Here is a 15993-nt window from a genome sequence, read left to right as displayed (position 1 = left end):
CGATTGTACCATTTTATTTACTTCTTCGTATTTATCTTTTACCTCTTTGGAAATTTTATCCAAGTTTTTGTGAAGGCCTTTCATTTTTAGAGATAAGTAAATGTTAAATATGCCACTTGCTATAAGGGCCAATCTTGTCCAAACTACAATTGGGGTAGCTTACTGTATGGTCATTGTACATAATTTGACTTGTAGAATCCACTGTACTATCCAAGCCCATTAAATCAGGTTCTTCTTGGGCATGTAAAGACCCAAACACAAAGAAAATGATAATGTATGTAAGGATCTGTTTCATTGTTGTATGTTGTTTATTTAGGGAATAATAAAATGACGTTAGCCCGAAACCCAAATTCTGGATTCAAAGGGTTATTGCCATAATAAACTTTTGGGCCGCCTCCCAGTTGTACTGTCTGTTTGGATATCTGTACCACTTTGGCATAATACACACCTATAAACCCTCCAAATTTATCATTGAGCCAACTTTGGGTGTTTTCTGAGGCTATCGTATATGAAGCTCCATTAGGCGTGGCATAGGTAAAAAATGGTTGGAGAAAAGTAGCGCTAATATCTTCACCCTTACCAGCATAGGACCACATGTGGTTTGCTAATGCTCCATAAGTAAGTTGGCCATTAAGTTTTAGGGCTACGGCACTGGGTCCTACTGCCCAAGTATTGGCGCCAAAGGCATCTTCCATAGCCGTATTCAATAGGAATATAGGACCTGCTCCCCAAATAAGCCCCCCTTTAGTTGGAGCTTTGGGAGAAAAGAAAAAGCTTTGGGCAATGTCTCCCACACCATTGGCACAGCTACCATCATAAAACACGTCATTTTGGGTGATAAAAGGGACGATGGTTCTACTAATAAGGTTCCAATCTTCATTGAGGGTAAATGGCAATACAGGTTGAATGTTAAGGTTGTATCGAAATCCCTCATTCGGGCCCACATTGAACTCGAAGTTATTTTGAAAAGGCACACTAATAAGATTGGCTACTGGATTGGCCAATTGTTTGGCCAAATCTTCAGCAGAAGGACCGCCTGTTGAAGCTGGGGCTTTAGCTTCTTGGGCGGTGACACTTATTGACAATAACAATAGTAAAAGATATCCTATTCTATAAAACTGTTTCATAAGGTTTTGGTTTTTTACAAACTTGTATCAAACTTGACTTTTAGGTCTAAAATTAATAGCGCTATTCTTTTCCTGCCTGTAATTGTTTTATTATCTCCGAAAAGTCAAAACTTGTAGCCTCTTGAACTGGTGGGTATTTAACTAATGACTCAATGTGTTCAGCAAGTAATTCCTGCATAGGCTCATTAATGAATTGCTTGCGCTGCAACATGTCTGATTGGTCAGTCAAATTGTCAAAACTTTCATAAGGGTCAAAGTGAATATTGTACATAGTAGGGAATTTTTGCTTGACATAAGGAGCGTAATAGTTCTCACTAGTTTGAAAATGCATTTTCCATTGATCTATTCGAACCGCACGAATGTCTGATTCATGATAGTAGATGAAATTATTACGATTACTTTTGTCAGATTTTCCCAACCAATAGTCAAGGTTGTTTACCCCATCTATATATTGATTTCGCTCGTTTTTCATTTTTTGAGCGACATCTGGAACACCAGCAGCTGCAGCTAATGTGGTGAATAGGTCCATATGAGCCTGGATGCCTTGTAACCTTCTACCTCCTTCAATTTGTTTTTTCCACATAACCAAGGTAGGAACTCTTACACCTCCCTCATATGTAGTCATTTTTTCTCCTCTAAAAGGGGTTGTTCCTCCATGTGTTCTTGCGCTATGCTCTGGGCCATTATCCGTAGAATAAATTACAATTGTGTTTTCAAGCAGTCCCATTTTTTCCAATTCGTCCAAAATATCGCCAACCATCATATCGTGTTCGATCATTCCACTACCATAAAAATCATGTTCTGTAGTATATGGTAAAGCTAAATAACGACTCTCCTTTTTTAATCGGGTAAACATGTGCATTCTACTGGGATTAAACCAAGCAAAAAAAGGCTTGTTGTCTTTCTGGGATCTTTTAATAAAATCCATCATAGCTACCTTGAATTCTTCGTCAACTGTTTCCATCCTTTCCCTTGATAACTGCCCCGTATCCTCAATTTTTTGTTTGCCTATTTTACCAAACCTCGGATCAACGGTATTGTCATCCACATTTGTTGCCCATGTGTGTAGTACACCTCTCGTACCATGGTTTTTGAAATATTCGGGATTCTGAGGATAATCCATTTGTTGGTATTCTTCCTGTGTATTGAGGTGATAAAGGTTCCCAAAGAATTCGTCAAATCCATGCACAGTTGGTAGGTGCTCATTTCTGTCCCCTAAATGATTTTTTCCAAATTGACCTGTAGCGTATCCTTGTCCTTTTAGAACTTCGGCCAATGTGGGAGATTCTTTTTTTAATCCTAATTCGGCACCTGGTCGCCCAACGGTGGTCATACCGCTGCGAATTGGATATTGGCCAGTAATAAGAGCTGCGCGACCTGCTGTACATGATGGTTGTGCATAGTGTTCAGTAAACATGATGCCGTTTTGTGCTATTCGGTCAATATTAGGAGTGTTATAACCCATTACTCCGTTGCCATATGCACTAACATTACTCCAGCCAACATCGTCAGGAAAAATGATTAAAATGTTTGGTTTTTGTTGACACCATCCCAATAACGGCAGTGCAAGCAGTATTGAAAGTATGGTCCTCTTTTTTGAAAAAATGATCATGATGTTTTGTTTTTTTTAGGCCTTTAAGGCAACCTCTGTGTATTTTGGAGGTTGCCTTATGGCCATTTGTTTTAGCATAGTTTTTTTATAAACGAAGAACTAATCACGTCCTTTCTTGACGACATTATCCATTACAGAAGACATGTCAAAACTCTTACCGCCTTGAACAGGCGGATAGTCCATCAAGGTTTTAATATGAGCGTTCATCTGTTCTCCCATTGGGGCCATCAACCAGGAAACCTTTTGCATAAGGTGCCCATAGGCATCCTCGGTATCATAGCTTTCAAAAGGGTCCATCCTCAAGTTAAAAATTAATGGAGCTGTTCTTGCTTCAGCTGTACCATAGTAAGTTTCCTTATAAATAAAGTGGAATTTCCAAGGGCCCATCCTCACGGCATTCAAATTACTTTCGTAGTAATAGTAGAACATATCCCGCGCCGATTTTTCACTTTGTCCTTTCCAATACGGCAGGTTGTTAACCCCATCGATGTATTGTTTTTTCTCTTTCATCATGCGTTCGGCAGCATTTGGTACTCCGGCAGCAGCAGCCAAAGAAGTAAACATGTCCATATGGGCTTGGATACCATTTAAAACTTGACCTGGTTTTAGTACGCCAGGCCACATAACCATACTTGGTACTCTTACACCTCCTTCGGTGGTTCCCATTTTTTCGCCTCGAAAAGGGGTGGTGCCTCCATGTGGCCATGAATTGTGTTCTGGACCATTATCGGTAGAATACCAAATAATGGTGTTTTGGTCCATGCCGTTGGCTTTTAAAAAATCTAGAACCAAGCCTACGTCATGATCATGTTGTAACATCCCACTACCGTAAAGGTCAGCCTCTGAAGTGTATTTTTCAGCAGCATAGCGCCATTCGTCATTTAAACGGGTGTATAGGTGCATTCTGGAAGTGTTCAACCACACAAAAAATGGTTTGCCATCGGCTTTGGCACGCTTCATAAAGTCTTCTGCTTTAGGGATCACTTCCCCTGCATCAAAATTCTTCATGCGCTCTTGGGTTAATGGTCCTGTATCTGTAATACGTTGTTTGCCCACTTTACCAAAACGAGGATCTTCGGTATTGTCCATTTTATCGGTAGCCCAAGAATGGATTACCCCTCGGGTTCCAAATTTCTTTTCATAATCTTCCAAATTGCCTGAATAGGCTTCTGCGAAGTTTTGGTAATCGCGTTGCTCAGCCTCTTCTTGAGTATTTAAGTGATACAGGTTGCCATAAAATTCATCAAAGCCATGGGCTGTCGGCAAGTGTTCGTTACGGTCCCCCAAGTGGTTTTTACCAAAGTGTCCCGTAGCGTAACCTTCGGCTTTCAATACTTCTGCCAAACAAGGAGAAGCTGCTTGAAGTCCAAGCACATCACCAGGTTGACCAACGGTAGTCATTCCACTTCGTATTGGGTATTGTCCTGTGATAAAGGAAGCCCTACCGGCCGTACAGCTAGGCTGTGCATAATGGTCGGTAAACTTGATGCCTTCATTTCCAATTTTGTCAATGTTGGGCGTGGTATAGCCCATAGTGCCCATACCATAGGCGCTTACGTTTTGCCAGCCTACATCATCTCCCCAAATCACTAAAATATTTGGCTTTTGCTGGCTCCATCCCAATAGCGGCAGTAAGAGCAGTATTGGGAGAATGGTCTTCTTGCGAAAAAAATTGCTCATAATTTCTGGTTTATATATTACTAATTGATTTAATAGCCATTTTTGATTGATGATGTTTGGTTATTGATATCTTGGATAAATCACTTTCCAGTCCTTTTTCATATCCACTAAGGTCCAGCCATGTTTGGTAGCTTCATCCAGTCCTTTGTCCAATCCTCCAATATGCGACCCTCTGTCATAGGCCCATTCGCGGTCGGCATCGGTATGGTGTACATAAAGCATAAAACTGTTAAGTTTGTTGGAGGCTGTCCATTGCAGCATTTGCAAATCCCCATCGGAATTCCCTGCGGCAAACACTGGTTTTTTACCAATGATTTTCTGGATGTTCAGTGGTTTTCCTTCTTTATCATCATTAAATTCCAATTCTGGCAAGACCTTGATGATTGGCTTATCACTGTCATTAATCCACTCGGTTTTAAATCGTGTTCCTATAATTTGTTCTTCTGGAATGCCATAAATGCTGGGTAAGAAGGCCCTCATAAAGTTGACGCCTCCACCAGAAACGATATAGGTTTTAAATTGGTTGGCTCTTAAATAGTGTAATAATTCTAGCATGGGCTGAAATACCATATCGGTGTAGGGCACATTTTTGGTAGGATGTTTGGCTGTACTGGCCCAGGATTTCACAACGGCTTCAAACTCATCAGTGGTCATGCCGGTATGGGTAGTTGCCACTATTTGTAAAATGCCCTTCATGCCACTTTGTTTTAAGGCTTCCATATCATTTTCTAAAATGGCTTTGTAGGGTTGTTGGTTTTTCCATTCAGGATGGTCCTTCGCCATGGCTTTTACACGATCTATGGCAAAAAACAGTTGAAAATAGGCAGGTTGCTCACTCCATAGGGTCCCGTCATTGTCAAAAGTGGCAATGCGGTCTTCTACAGGAATAAACTGAGAGCTTTTGCTATTGGTGGCATTGCTTACAAATGCTATGATGGCCTTTTTTGCAGCTCCGTCATTCCAAGAGGGTAGTGGGTCTTTTTGGGCAGCGGTTTCAGCATTGGAAACAGCTGTTGTAACATCTGCTTTAAATGCTGTAATTACAAAGAAACATAGGGCTAATGGAAGGGTTTTGAAAGGGCTCATAGTTTTAATGGTTTTTAGGTTGGGCTATTGACGAAATTGTGGCAGACAGACTGGTGTTTTTAGGTGAATTAATATCGTTTTGACAGCTTTTAATGCCTTTCGAATATGATGTTTGTGAGGACAGATGAATGTGCGGGAATATCGCACTATGAGCTTCCAACCAAAGGTGGTTGGGGTGGGATCCCAAAGCTGAAAAACTGTTAGGGAACGATTGATAAGAAAGTTCTTTCAACATTAATGCACTTATTAGTTAATGGTACTACAGATAAGGCCTTGCCTAGATCTGTAGGTAAAGTGTTAAGGTTATAGGGGTATTTTATTCGCTATCAATCAGTTACTAATGTACGAATTCTTCCTTTAAAAAAGAATACTTCCGTAGTTATTTTTGAAATTGTTGGTTTTTCTTAATAAAGGGAATTTGGAACTTTGGTTTAAGCTCCTAAATATAAAAAGGCTACCAATAAGGTAGCCTTTTAAGTTTTAGAGCCCGAGACCAATGTCGGTGTTGGGGTATTTTTTCATTGTGGCCAAATGGCGCATCCTAAACGCGTTTACTGCAGGTATGCCCCATTCGAAATAGCGGTGTCCCTCGCTTCCCATTTCTTTGGGGTCTACATTTAGATTGTAGCACCATGGTGCGGTACCAATTCTGGATAGGTTAGTGGCATCAATGTTTCTTCTCGTTTCCTTAATGTCGAATACTTGGAAATGTACTTTGTAGTCTTTCCATCGCATGGCACAAAAATCGGTGCCGTTCCATAAAAATACGCACTGTCTTTTAGAGCGTCCGTCTTTAGCCAAGAGGTAAGAGGTTTGGTCTATGCCATCAAAATATAGATTGTTCGGAAGTTGGTTCATCACTCCACCTAGTCGTAAGGAGACCATATACAGGTCGGTTAGATCAATCAATTCGTTGGTTTCTTGCCCTGGTTCAATCATGTCTTTCCAATAGGCAATGAGAGGTACCCTAACCCCACCTTCCCAAGTGGTGCCTTTTCCTCCCTTCCAAGGGTGGTAACCGCTATCTGGAAACACATCTTCATTGGCACCATTATCTGAAGTGAACAGCACCAAGGTGTTTTCTAATTCTCCACTGTCTTTAAGGGCCTGCATAATTTCTCCAACAATGTGGTCCATTTGTAAAATAGCATCTTTTACTGGCATGGCAGCAGGGCTTTTTCCAATATAATCCTCGCCACAATAGGTGTCATTGTGAATGGCAGTAAAGGAGTGGATTAGGTAAAAAGGATTTTTGCCTGAGTTTTCCTTGATGAATTTTATAGACTCGTCCTTGAGTTTTTCGTCTATCTGCCGTAATTCCTCAATAGTTTTGATTTCGAAACCAACAGAACGCCCACCTCCTTTACGTCCCATAAGAAGCCCTTCTGGTTGTAACTGAAACGCTTTGTCATGGAGTTCTTTGTTGTTGATCATGTCAGAATATTGACGCTCAACCAAGAATTGTGTGTAATCCGATTGTACGGCTGGAAGCCCATAAAAATAATCGAAGCCTACCTCATGGGGTAACATATTCTCGGCTTCCCCAATATGCCATTTTCCAATCAAGGCCGATTTGTAACCTACCGAAGATAATAGTTTTGCCTGTGTTACCTCTACATCCCAAGGGTTTGTGGTTACTTTGTCTCCGCTTAACAGAGGTCTTGTGAGACCGCTTCTAATGGGTTGCCTTCCTGTCATTAGTGCGGCTCTCGATGAAGTACAGGTTGGGGTGGAGTAGAAGGATGTAAAGCGCTTCCCTTCTCTAGCCAATTTGTCTACATTTGGGGTGGGGGCTCCCACGGCTACCCCTCCACCATTGCAGCCAATATCTCCCCAGCCTAAGTCGTCCACTAAAAAGATGAGCACATTCGGCTTCTTCTTGGATCTATTGGAAAAGTCTTTTAACTTTTGTGATGCAATATTTTCTTGTTCCGGTCTCGGAATTGCAGGTTCCATGTTTTCTTTTTCGACAACGGTTTCATCAAAAATGCTGATTTTTTGCGCATTCATATTCCAGCAGAGTGCCAAAAGAAATACTGTAAGAATACTTTTTTTCATTTTAAATAATATTACGGTTAATAGCTTTTTAGGTGAATGTCTTTTGGCGTAGACTAATTAAAAGACCATATATTTAGTAGCCAAAAGAAACAAATTGAGGCTATATAAATGTAGGATTATTTTTGAACAAAAAAAAAGTATTAATAATTGAAAATGAATTGATTGCATTTGTTTGAGAAGTTTTTTGGGAAGACTATTTTAATCGTTCCAAACGCCCCTTTCGTTTTAGAATATTTTTATAGTCCCATTGAATGTGTTTGGAGGTTTCCAGCCACCGTTTTAAAGTTTCCATATCGATGTCATTTGTGGAATTATAGAAAATGGAGGCGTCTTTAAATTTTCCACCTAGAATGTTTAAATCAGGTTCTTCAAAATCGGCACCACTCCAAAACATCAGACGCAATCCCTTCTTTTGTTTACTATAGCCCACGATGGGGTTGCCTTCCAAAAACCAAACAGGGTGTCCATGCCATAGTTTGCTTTCGGCTTCAGGCATTTGCGCATCAATGATGGTAGCCAGTACATGACAGATTTCTTGGTCTGTTTCGTTTTGCTGAGCATTGTAGTTTTGGATGTCTTTCTGTAGCATGGCTTCGCAAGTTTTTTATCTATGACATTCATGTTCATGATAATACCTCGTCAGGTTGCCTGATTTTTCGAAAGCTATTGAGAACCATTGTATCGAAACCAATTGTATTATTGGAGGCAAATTAATTCTCGATACAACATTTTTTCAAAATGTCACTCGAATTGACGGTTTTGGTCATTTTTTATTTGGTGAATAATCAATCTTAAAGATACCAATTTTCTTTCTTAGGAGATATTCTGCTCTATTTGGTCGCCAAGTTTTTTAAGCCCTCGAATGCTGGCATAGCGTAGTTTTTCCTTGTGCAACAACCAACCACCAATAGCGCCCAAAATACTGCCAATAAGGATTTCCCAAAAGCGAAGTGTGATAAGTGCATTGGGGTCGTTGATGATGGGATTGGCAGCTTCCGAAAGAAAGATGGCCAAAGGCGTAATGAAAATCACGGCCATGGCATAATTTCTAATGATGAGCAATTCTACGATCAATTGTAAAACAATGATGAACAGGCAAAGCATTAAAGGGGTGTTGGCTATGTGTAATAATAGCCAACACAGGCAAAGTCCTAAAAAGGTGCCCAAAATACGTTGGAAAGTACGCTGCCAAATATGATAAAGGGAGGCGCCTTGCATCACGGCACCACAGGAAATAGGAATCCAGTAGGGGTTTTCAAGTTTTAGCCAATAGCCTAAGGCCAAAGAAATGGCCATGATGACTCCAGTGATGATGGCTTCCCAAAAATCGGCATAGGTATTTTTTTTAAGCAGGGGGACAGGGGCATTCTGTGGTGTTATTTTTTGGGTGGCCGATAACCATAAAATATAGGCCAGTCCCAAGGTGCAGGAAAACATGGTGCCCAAACCAACCAAACCAACTTTGGTAGGAATGGTACTTAAGTTGAAAGGCTGGCAAATGGAAATGGAAAGGATCATGATAAAAAAGAAACTCCGTGGGGGAGCCGTTTTATAGTAGAGAATGATCCAATGCACGATGAGGGAGTACAGCCCAAATACAATTACCGCAATCGTAGGGGAAAAACTAAAAAACTGCCCCAAAGCAAAGGATACCATAAACCCAAATGAGCTAACTAATAAGGTGGTAATTCTATTGGTAAACGACCCCGAACTGGGAAGGTAAAGAATGACCAAACCACTTAAACAAGAAATAAGGGCATAGCGAAGATTGTCAACATACAATCCTACCAGTAAAGGAAATCCAACACAGATGGCGGTTAGCATTGGGGTGTGCCAAGTTCTTGTGGAATCCTTTAGGGTTACCAATTGTTCCAGTTCCTTATGGATGGTGTTTTTTAATGCCATTAAATTTCGAGTTTCCTAAAGGATGTGGAAAGTAAAGCGCAAAGATAGCAAAAGTGGAAGCGATTCACTTTCAGCGTTCCTGAGGATGATTTAAAATAGAGAGTTATTCTATACGTTTGCCTTGAGTGGTAAATGAAATACCTTGCTGACCAGAAGTAGAGATCATCACGCTCTCAAAAAGCGGTTCATGGGCATTAGGGTGCGTGGTCCAATTAAAAAGGAAATTGGCGCCGGTACCTCCTTCTTGATCCTTCTCGTCAATGACAATTTCCACCGTTTCCATGGGGGCTATATAAATAGGGCTGTCAAAATATGTTCGTATGGCATGCCCTTTGGTATTGAAGTATTCGGCTTTATTGATGAAAACAGTGTCATTAATGTTGGTGTTCCGCATACTCACGGTAACGGTAAGGTCATGTGTACGGTGTTCGGATTCACTGTATATTTCCGAATACACAGAGAGATAAGTGGTGCCCCTTGGCAGGGAGTCATTTAAAGGGCGGCTTACGGTCCTATTGTTCCAATTAACAGCATTTACAGAACTTACTTGATTCCTGTCTTGGCAGCATTGAAGTATGAAGGGTAGTAACAGTACAAAAATAACATGCTTCTTGGGCATAAAAGTCCTTTATTTATTTAAGATGAAGATATTAAATTTCCGTGTAATCTTAGATTTTTTCAGAGTAATGTTAATTTAAAGATAGCGTTTCGATGTCATAATTTTAAATAGAGGTGCTCAAATTCAAGGCTCCTTACATCATTTATTCTTATATAGGTTACATAGCTGCCCTATAGTATCCCCATATCAACCCTATAGTAACCCTATGGAAAGCTATTGGAAAATCTAACAGAATATAAAAGGAAGCGGTATCGGGAAATGTGAATGGAATGTTAGCTGTTAAATAAGAAAAACCCATTTGTTCTGAAATCTATTTTAAAATAATTAACTTTATGAAAATCAAATAAGTATATATTATTTTGATTTTGAAATGAATAGTTAAAACATAAAATCAACAATCCATTATGAAACCAGTAAACCCTTCAGGTGTATTTCATGACATTCATGATATTAGAGTAGTAGATAAAGAAGTTCCGTCAGTAACGGACGATAGTGTAATTGTTAAAGTAGAAATGACCGGTATTTGTGGTACCGATTTACATATTTACCATGAGGGGCTAGTGCCTTCAGGTTCCGTAATAGGTCATGAATTTTGTGGGGAATTGGTTGAAGTGGGGAAGAGTGTGAAAGACCTTAAAGAGGGGGATAGGGTGGTGATAAATCCTATGTATAATGGCATTGGTTTAGGAATTAGCCCCGGAGGCTTTGCTAAATGGGTGAAGATTGACCAAGCACAGCGTAACCATAATTTGTTTGTTATTCCTAATAGTGTGACAAGCGAAAAAGGTGCTTTGGTAGAACCATTCTGTGTCGGGCTTTCGGCAATAAATAAAACAGGAGTTACACCAGAGGATAAGGTATTGGTATCAGGTTGTGGTACTATCGGGTTGGTAACCATTGCAGGACTCAAAAGTAAAGGTGTGGATAATATTATCGCCTCCGACATCAGTGAAAAGCGATTGGAGCTGGCCAAATCTCTGGGGGCCAAATATACATTTAACCCAAAAACTGATGGCGATTTAAAAGAAATGATTGTAAAAACTTACGGGACTGTTAATGCTTTGGATTATTCGGGTAAGCTACCGCATTTAACGGCTGCTTTTGAATGTACGGGAGTAAGTGCTCTATTTGCGCAGTGTATGGAATTGCTGGCTCCAGATGGCAAATTGACTATTTTGGCCATCTATCGAAACGATATGACGGTGAGTCCTAATTTTGTGGTGTATAAACGTCTACAAATTAGAGGATCGCTCTTTTATTCCAATGATGACTTTTTAGAGGCTATCGATCTTATGGACAAGGGTAAAGTAGACCTTTCTCCAATAGTAAGTCACCATTTTCCGTTAGCTGAATTGCCCAAAGCCTTTGAGGTACAGGCAGACAGTAGTCAGTCGGTTAAAGTTATTGTCGATAGTATTTAAGCCTTATTTAATAAGGTGTTGGAAAAAAGGAAAATCCGTGGTTTATTAAACCTCCGATTTTCCCTTTTTTTATGACATTATGTTCTATTTTTCTTCTGTAGTTACTTCAACAATTTCATACATATTTTTACCGTCCACTTGTATTGGTTGGTAATAGGTATCTCCATATTGCACATAAGTAATATCTCCAATTTTAACTTCCTCACCGCCTTCGGGAAGCCCAGGGACAATGGTACCGGCTGTAGCGGGAACTACAACGTAGCCATCTGCATTTTTTTCATAAAAGGCACCGCCATAGTAATAGTTATTGGTGGTTTCATTTACCGTAACGGTTTGTGCTTCTTGCGGGATGGAGGGTACTTGGGCGCCTACAGGAGCCTGTACTGCTACAAAACCTTCTTCGGTTTTTAAGTAGTAGGTACCGTTTTCATAGTGATATTCTTCTTTGTCGTCACTTGCAGCATCAATAATACTTACAACAATGGCAGTAGTAGCTAAAGAGGTTACAAAGTACCCCCAAGGATGCCAATAACTACCCCAATAATAAGGGCGGAAAGGGTGGTAGTAATAAGGGTGGTAGGAGTAATAAAAATGGCCTCCGTAATGATGTGGTGGTCTGTGGTAAGGTCTAGAATTACGCCTTACATAGGTGTTTCTATGATTTCTATTGTTGAAATTTTTACTGTTATCTACATTAATGTTGATATTGGTATTGCCTCCAGGCCTGTTATTATTGTTGCCTGGTCTGTTAACATTATGGTTGGGGCGGTTGGTATTGTTTCCAGGGCGGTTAGTTGTGTGTTTTATGTTGGATGTTGGTCTATTTGTAGACACGTTGGGTCGTGTTGTTGTGGGCCTATTTACAGTAGGCTTTGTAGTAGCAGGCCTTGTGGTTGGCTTTTGTACAGGTTTGGAAGTGCTGGGGAAATTCCTGGTTGTGGTTTTGGTATGGCCTCCATTAATGGTGGGGCGCGATGTGGTAGGTCGCGCTACCTTGGGTTTTGCGCTTCTGTTAGGAGCTGTCCTTGGCATGGACCGGCCTCCACCTGTAGGGCGGTGGTTCAATCTTTGGGCCAATACATTGCTAGGAAGGCTAAATACCAAAAGTAATATAAAGGAGCTCGCATATAGTTTTATGGAAGAAAAAATGCTTATAGATGGTTTCATAATCAAAAGGTTGTAAGGTTATAACTTGGACATGATACTGATGAGTTTGGCATCTGGAGGGGGAAGGAATTCAAAGACGCTTTCGGGGATGCTAGGATTCAGGTCCCAGTTGCTAAAGGTGCTTTCATATTGTCTGTTGGATAGATCTTTGTGGATAATCAAAAATCGCTTTGGTAATTTTTGAGGTGCATTCATAATCCAAAACTGTACATTCAAGGTGGAGTTTGTGGCAATGATATGAAAGCACTCCTGTTGATCTATCATGGTAGTGCCTAAGTATTGAATAGTATCAAAATTTTCTAAAAGGTCGTCTACAAATGTGGGGTAAAAGAAATCTGCTGCCGGAAACTCGAAGTCGAAACGTTTGTGCATGGCATCGATCATTTCTAGGGTGGTTTCGGGGGCTTCTAGGGTAACGTAGTTGTTTTCGTCATAATTGTAATAGGATAAAAAGGAGCCGTCATACCAGAATCCCTTCTGACCTTCGTCTCCTGAAATTTGAATTACCAGTTTGCTGGGACCCGAAAATTTCACCTCACTATGACGGTAGTATTTTACAAGGTCTTTATTGGCATTAAGAGTATCTATGGAATTTTCTACATGCACGCTACAGGACACTAATTCTCCAATCATATCACCCATTTTGTCAAGAATAAATACAGCTGTAGAATCAATGTTTTTGGTGTTTTGAGCAGTGCCTTTTAAGGGAAGCATAGCTAGAATCACTAATAAGAGAAGTGTTTTTTTCATAATGAGATACTTTTTGAATGACCGTAAGTAGGCTTTTGAAAAGGGCTGTCCTGAAGGACATTAGGATTTAAAGTTACTTAAAAATTGTGAATTAATACCGTATGCTTTGCGAGTAAATTATTAATAATCAAGCAGATAATATTTTGAGCGTTTTGGATTAATGTTCTTCACGCTTAAAATGAAATCATTCTTAGTCAGTTAGAAAGCTTCTGTAAAGTTGAAATATAATCCAGAGGATTGTCGTCCTATACCAAAGTCTATCCTTACATTCATTCTAGGTTGTACTTCAAAGCGATAACCAACTCCAAAGTTGGGAATCCACTCTTCAATACTGTCTGGGTTATAGGCAATGGTACCAGATCCTAACCATGTCACCATACCGTGTTTGCTCATGTTTCCATCGTGTTTTAAAAACATATGGCGCCATTCTGTAAGAAAGTAGAGGCCTGTTCTATCTCTGTATTGCCCTTCAATATACCCTCGTAAGCCATCGCCGCCGCCTAGTTTTGTGAGTTCTTCATAAGGAACATCCCCGCTACCAAACCGTCCATAAAGTTTGAGGGCAATAATGTTTCCAGGTCGATGAATTTGTTGATAGGTTCTAAAATCCAATTCGTAGATATTGTAATTATTGTCGCCGCCCAAATAATCACCATAAAAGCCAGCTGCAAAATTGAAGAAATAACCTTTGTAGGGGTTTACGATAATATCCCTACTGTCATAATTTAACGTGACCGTTAAGCCGGAATTGAAGTTATCAGGGCCAAACTGATTATAATAGGTGTCAGCTTCCATAACAGGGTTGGTTTCAAGTACCTTGGTAGAATTGAAATCAAAACCTCCTCCCACATAAAAATGTTTCAAAGGTTGGTACATGATAAGTGGTTTGATAATAAATTTTTGCCGCTTAAAGGCAGTCGTGCTATCGCCTTCTTCCAACTGGTTGATGGAAGAAAAGCCAACCCCAAAATAATTGTCGTTGGCTACCGAAAATTTAGCCAAAACATTCACGCGTAATTTGTCCTCCAGCCAAAAGGTTCTGAGATTGGAGTTGAAGCCATAATTTCCTTTGGTGCTTATAAAGCCCATAAAAGGGACCGAGGAACGCTGGATAAGACTATCCTTTCGGTTGGTTTTGAATGTGTAGATCATACCTGCACCAACCAGAAGTCCATTTTCAGGGGTGTAACCAGGACCAGCAATAATACTTAAAAAAGGTCGTCCTTCTGCTATGGCACTATCTTTTTTCTGTTCCCTTTTTTCCATGTAGCGTTTAATGCCTTTTGGTTGGCTTTGTGCAGTTATTGCAAGTAGGATGGCAAGAAGGGCGAAAAGAAATTTTGAGTGCATAGCGTTAATTTTTTTAATCCAAAGCGGTTCTTGTTATCGTTTATTGTAAAAGTTTTTTGTAGGCTCTTTTTTTAATCCCAAATCGGTATTGGAGCCCTGTCATTAAAAAACGTTGGGAGTCTGCCACACCATATTCTCCACGTAGCATCCAGTGTTTGTTAAGCTGGAAGTTGAACCCAAATTGAAAGGTGATGGATTGTACAAGTTCCTTTTTGATGAAGTAGCTAAATTCTGAATTGAAGATACCACTGTTATTTACTCTTTCTTGGATAGTGTTTAGAGCTTGATTTTGGGCCTGTAGTTTAATTTTCTGTCCAGGCGGTGTGGTCGGGTTGTCTATCAATTCTTGATTGGCTTCAATTTTAGCATTGATCCTTTCATTAAAAGTGGCATCTAATTCAGGAAACACTTCATTAAAGTTAATTTGTCCACTACTGCCATCGGCACCTACAAAGTCGCGGTACATCATTCCTAAATAAGGTGCTATGAACATGTCTTTTTTTCTTTTACTTAATTTAAAGGAATGTCCCAATCGTGCCGAGAGGGTAAGATATCCAATTTGGTCTTTAAGTAAATCGGTATCGGTGCGGGAATAATTTATATCGACGCTAGAGAAATACCGATTCCATCCAAAAACCATAGTGGTTCCTACCCCATAAGCCAAGGCGTCAAAATCCACTTCTGATGAGAATTCGGGAAGTTGAAGCATGATTTCTCCGGTGCCATCTTTCCAAGTAGGTTGCAAACTTACGTTCGTCCCTCCCTTAACCACTGAAAATAGGGTGTAAATGTTCAAAAAGGGCAGCACCCAAGCATCCGCTCTAAAATTGGCGCCATTGGTAGTACCATTTACCTGTTTAAAGTTTAAAGTTTCGGCATTGATAATTCCAGTGAAATCCGTGTTCCCAGCTAAGAGTTGGAACTCGGTGATTTCTAAATCTACAAAGGCATTCACATAATTAACGTTCAGCCCAAAAGGTAGTTGCATTTGGTCTGCCATACCGCGTTCTTGTACTTTTTGTCCCCAAACCGGCAGTACATAAGGGTAAGTGTTGGCAATTATGCTGTCTTTGGCCGTTTGGTCTGCGGTTAGTTCTTGAGATTGGCAGTCCCATGTTCCAGATAGCAATAAGAACATTATAACTAAGAGAGCGTTTTGCAGAGAGAAGTGTTTAGAGCAGAAAAATATTTTGTGGGTCATTGGACTAATTTTTTACT

Annotated in this window: 15 protein-coding genes; 1 reads left to right on the top strand and 14 read right to left on the bottom strand. The window is 40.1% G+C overall.

The features are described from left to right. Window positions 1–103 precede the first annotated feature (103 nt). The 10 genes from RBH95_RS14450 to RBH95_RS14405 all read right to left on the bottom strand — a co-directional run bounded on the left by RBH95_RS14450 (window position 104) and on the right by RBH95_RS14405 (window position 10087). A complete protein-coding gene (locus tag RBH95_RS14450) occupies window positions 104–295 on the bottom strand; it encodes a hypothetical protein (RefSeq protein ID WP_307900276.1) in 192 nt (63 codons plus the stop codon). Between the two features lie 13 nt (window positions 296–308). After that, window positions 309–1127, bottom strand: coding sequence for a hypothetical protein (locus tag RBH95_RS14445; RefSeq protein WP_307900275.1), 819 nt, complete (start codon window positions 1125–1127; stop codon window positions 309–311). A 61-nt stretch (window positions 1128–1188) separates the two neighbouring features. Continuing rightward, window positions 1189–2739, bottom strand: coding sequence for an arylsulfatase (locus tag RBH95_RS14440; protein ID WP_307900274.1), 1551 nt, complete (start codon window positions 2737–2739; stop codon window positions 1189–1191). Window positions 2740–2838: 99 nt separating this feature from the next. Beyond that, window positions 2839–4419: an arylsulfatase gene (locus RBH95_RS14435; RefSeq protein WP_307900273.1), complete on the bottom strand. Its 1581-nt coding sequence runs from the start codon at window positions 4417–4419 to the stop codon at window positions 2839–2841. Window positions 4420–4479: 60 nt separating this feature from the next. After that, the gene (locus tag RBH95_RS14430; RefSeq protein WP_307900272.1) at window positions 4480–5505 is read right to left on the bottom strand and encodes an HAD family phosphatase; all 1026 of its coding nucleotides are present in this window, start codon (window positions 5503–5505) and stop codon (window positions 4480–4482) included. A 4-nt stretch (window positions 5506–5509) separates the two neighbouring features. Beyond that, window positions 5510–5740, bottom strand: coding sequence for a hypothetical protein (locus tag RBH95_RS14425; protein ID WP_307900271.1), 231 nt, complete (start codon window positions 5738–5740; stop codon window positions 5510–5512). A gap of 245 nt (window positions 5741–5985) precedes the next feature. Then, window positions 5986–7563, bottom strand: coding sequence for a sulfatase-like hydrolase/transferase (locus RBH95_RS14420; protein ID WP_307900270.1), 1578 nt, complete (start codon window positions 7561–7563; stop codon window positions 5986–5988). Window positions 7564–7756: 193 nt separating this feature from the next. After that, window positions 7757–8152 (bottom strand): DUF1801 domain-containing protein, encoded by a 396-nt coding sequence (locus RBH95_RS14415; RefSeq protein WP_307900269.1) that lies wholly within the window; start codon window positions 8150–8152, stop codon window positions 7757–7759. 224 nt (window positions 8153–8376) lie between these two features. Next, window positions 8377–9468 (bottom strand): FUSC family protein, encoded by a 1092-nt coding sequence (locus RBH95_RS14410; RefSeq protein WP_307900268.1) that lies wholly within the window; start codon window positions 9466–9468, stop codon window positions 8377–8379. Between the two features lie 103 nt (window positions 9469–9571). Beyond that, a complete protein-coding gene (locus RBH95_RS14405) occupies window positions 9572–10087 on the bottom strand; it encodes a DUF3124 domain-containing protein (protein ID WP_307900267.1) in 516 nt (171 codons plus the stop codon). Window positions 10088–10491: 404 nt separating this feature from the next. Here RBH95_RS14405 and RBH95_RS14400 point away from each other — a divergent pair, with 404 nt between their 5' ends. Then, window positions 10492–11508, top strand: coding sequence for a zinc-binding dehydrogenase (locus tag RBH95_RS14400; RefSeq protein WP_307900266.1), 1017 nt, complete (start codon window positions 10492–10494; stop codon window positions 11506–11508). Between the two features lie 84 nt (window positions 11509–11592). Here the strand turns inward: RBH95_RS14400 and RBH95_RS14395 are convergent, their stop codons facing one another. From RBH95_RS14395 to RBH95_RS14380, 4 genes are all read right to left on the bottom strand, one after another. Continuing rightward, window positions 11593–12675 (bottom strand): DUF6515 family protein, encoded by a 1083-nt coding sequence (locus tag RBH95_RS14395; RefSeq protein WP_307900265.1) that lies wholly within the window; start codon window positions 12673–12675, stop codon window positions 11593–11595. 18 nt (window positions 12676–12693) lie between these two features. After that, on the bottom strand, window positions 12694–13425 hold the full coding sequence (locus tag RBH95_RS14390; protein WP_307900264.1) for a DUF2092 domain-containing protein: 732 nt from the start codon (window positions 13423–13425) through the stop codon (window positions 12694–12696). Between the two features lie 198 nt (window positions 13426–13623). Then, the gene (locus RBH95_RS14385; protein ID WP_307900263.1) at window positions 13624–14775 is read right to left on the bottom strand and encodes a BamA/TamA family outer membrane protein; all 1152 of its coding nucleotides are present in this window, start codon (window positions 14773–14775) and stop codon (window positions 13624–13626) included. Window positions 14776–14815: 40 nt separating this feature from the next. After that, the gene (locus RBH95_RS14380; protein ID WP_307900262.1) at window positions 14816–15976 is read right to left on the bottom strand and encodes a hypothetical protein; all 1161 of its coding nucleotides are present in this window, start codon (window positions 15974–15976) and stop codon (window positions 14816–14818) included. Window positions 15977–15993: the final 17 nt, after the last annotated feature.

The sequence above is a fragment of the Mangrovimonas sp. YM274 genome, assembly GCF_030908385.1.
Taxonomy (GTDB): Bacteria; Bacteroidota; Bacteroidia; order Flavobacteriales; family Flavobacteriaceae; genus Mangrovimonas_A.
This window is presented reverse-complemented; position numbering and strand designations above follow the sequence as displayed.

What these genes read in the sequence shown, in the direction of transcription:
- RBH95_RS14450 (WP_307900276.1), bottom strand. Translation starts at nt 295, where the DNA reads ATGAAACAGATCCTTACATACATTATCATTTTCTTTGTGTTTGGGTCT.
- RBH95_RS14445 (WP_307900275.1), bottom strand. Translation starts at nt 1,127, where the DNA reads ATGAAACAGTTTTATAGAATAGGATATCTTTTACTATTGTTATTGTCA.
- RBH95_RS14440 (WP_307900274.1), bottom strand. Translation starts at nt 2,739, where the DNA reads ATGATCATTTTTTCAAAAAAGAGGACCATACTTTCAATACTGCTTGCA.
- RBH95_RS14435 (WP_307900273.1), bottom strand. Translation starts at nt 4,419, where the DNA reads ATGAGCAATTTTTTTCGCAAGAAGACCATTCTCCCAATACTGCTCTTA.
- RBH95_RS14430 (WP_307900272.1), bottom strand. Translation starts at nt 5,505, where the DNA reads ATGAGCCCTTTCAAAACCCTTCCATTAGCCCTATGTTTCTTTGTAATT.
- RBH95_RS14425 (WP_307900271.1), bottom strand. Translation starts at nt 5,740, where the DNA reads ATGTTGAAAGAACTTTCTTATCAATCGTTCCCTAACAGTTTTTCAGCT.
- RBH95_RS14420 (WP_307900270.1), bottom strand. Translation starts at nt 7,563, where the DNA reads ATGAAAAAAAGTATTCTTACAGTATTTCTTTTGGCACTCTGCTGGAAT.
- RBH95_RS14415 (WP_307900269.1), bottom strand. Translation starts at nt 8,152, where the DNA reads ATGCTACAGAAAGACATCCAAAACTACAATGCTCAGCAAAACGAAACA.
- RBH95_RS14410 (WP_307900268.1), bottom strand. Translation starts at nt 9,468, where the DNA reads ATGGCATTAAAAAACACCATCCATAAGGAACTGGAACAATTGGTAACC.
- RBH95_RS14405 (WP_307900267.1), bottom strand. Translation starts at nt 10,087, where the DNA reads ATGCCCAAGAAGCATGTTATTTTTGTACTGTTACTACCCTTCATACTT.
- RBH95_RS14400 (WP_307900266.1), top strand. Translation starts at nt 10,492, where the DNA reads ATGAAACCAGTAAACCCTTCAGGTGTATTTCATGACATTCATGATATT.
- RBH95_RS14395 (WP_307900265.1), bottom strand. Translation starts at nt 12,675, where the DNA reads ATGAAACCATCTATAAGCATTTTTTCTTCCATAAAACTATATGCGAGC.
- RBH95_RS14390 (WP_307900264.1), bottom strand. Translation starts at nt 13,425, where the DNA reads ATGAAAAAAACACTTCTCTTATTAGTGATTCTAGCTATGCTTCCCTTA.
- RBH95_RS14385 (WP_307900263.1), bottom strand. Translation starts at nt 14,775, where the DNA reads ATGCACTCAAAATTTCTTTTCGCCCTTCTTGCCATCCTACTTGCAATA.
- RBH95_RS14380 (WP_307900262.1), bottom strand. Translation starts at nt 15,976, where the DNA reads ATGACCCACAAAATATTTTTCTGCTCTAAACACTTCTCTCTGCAAAAC.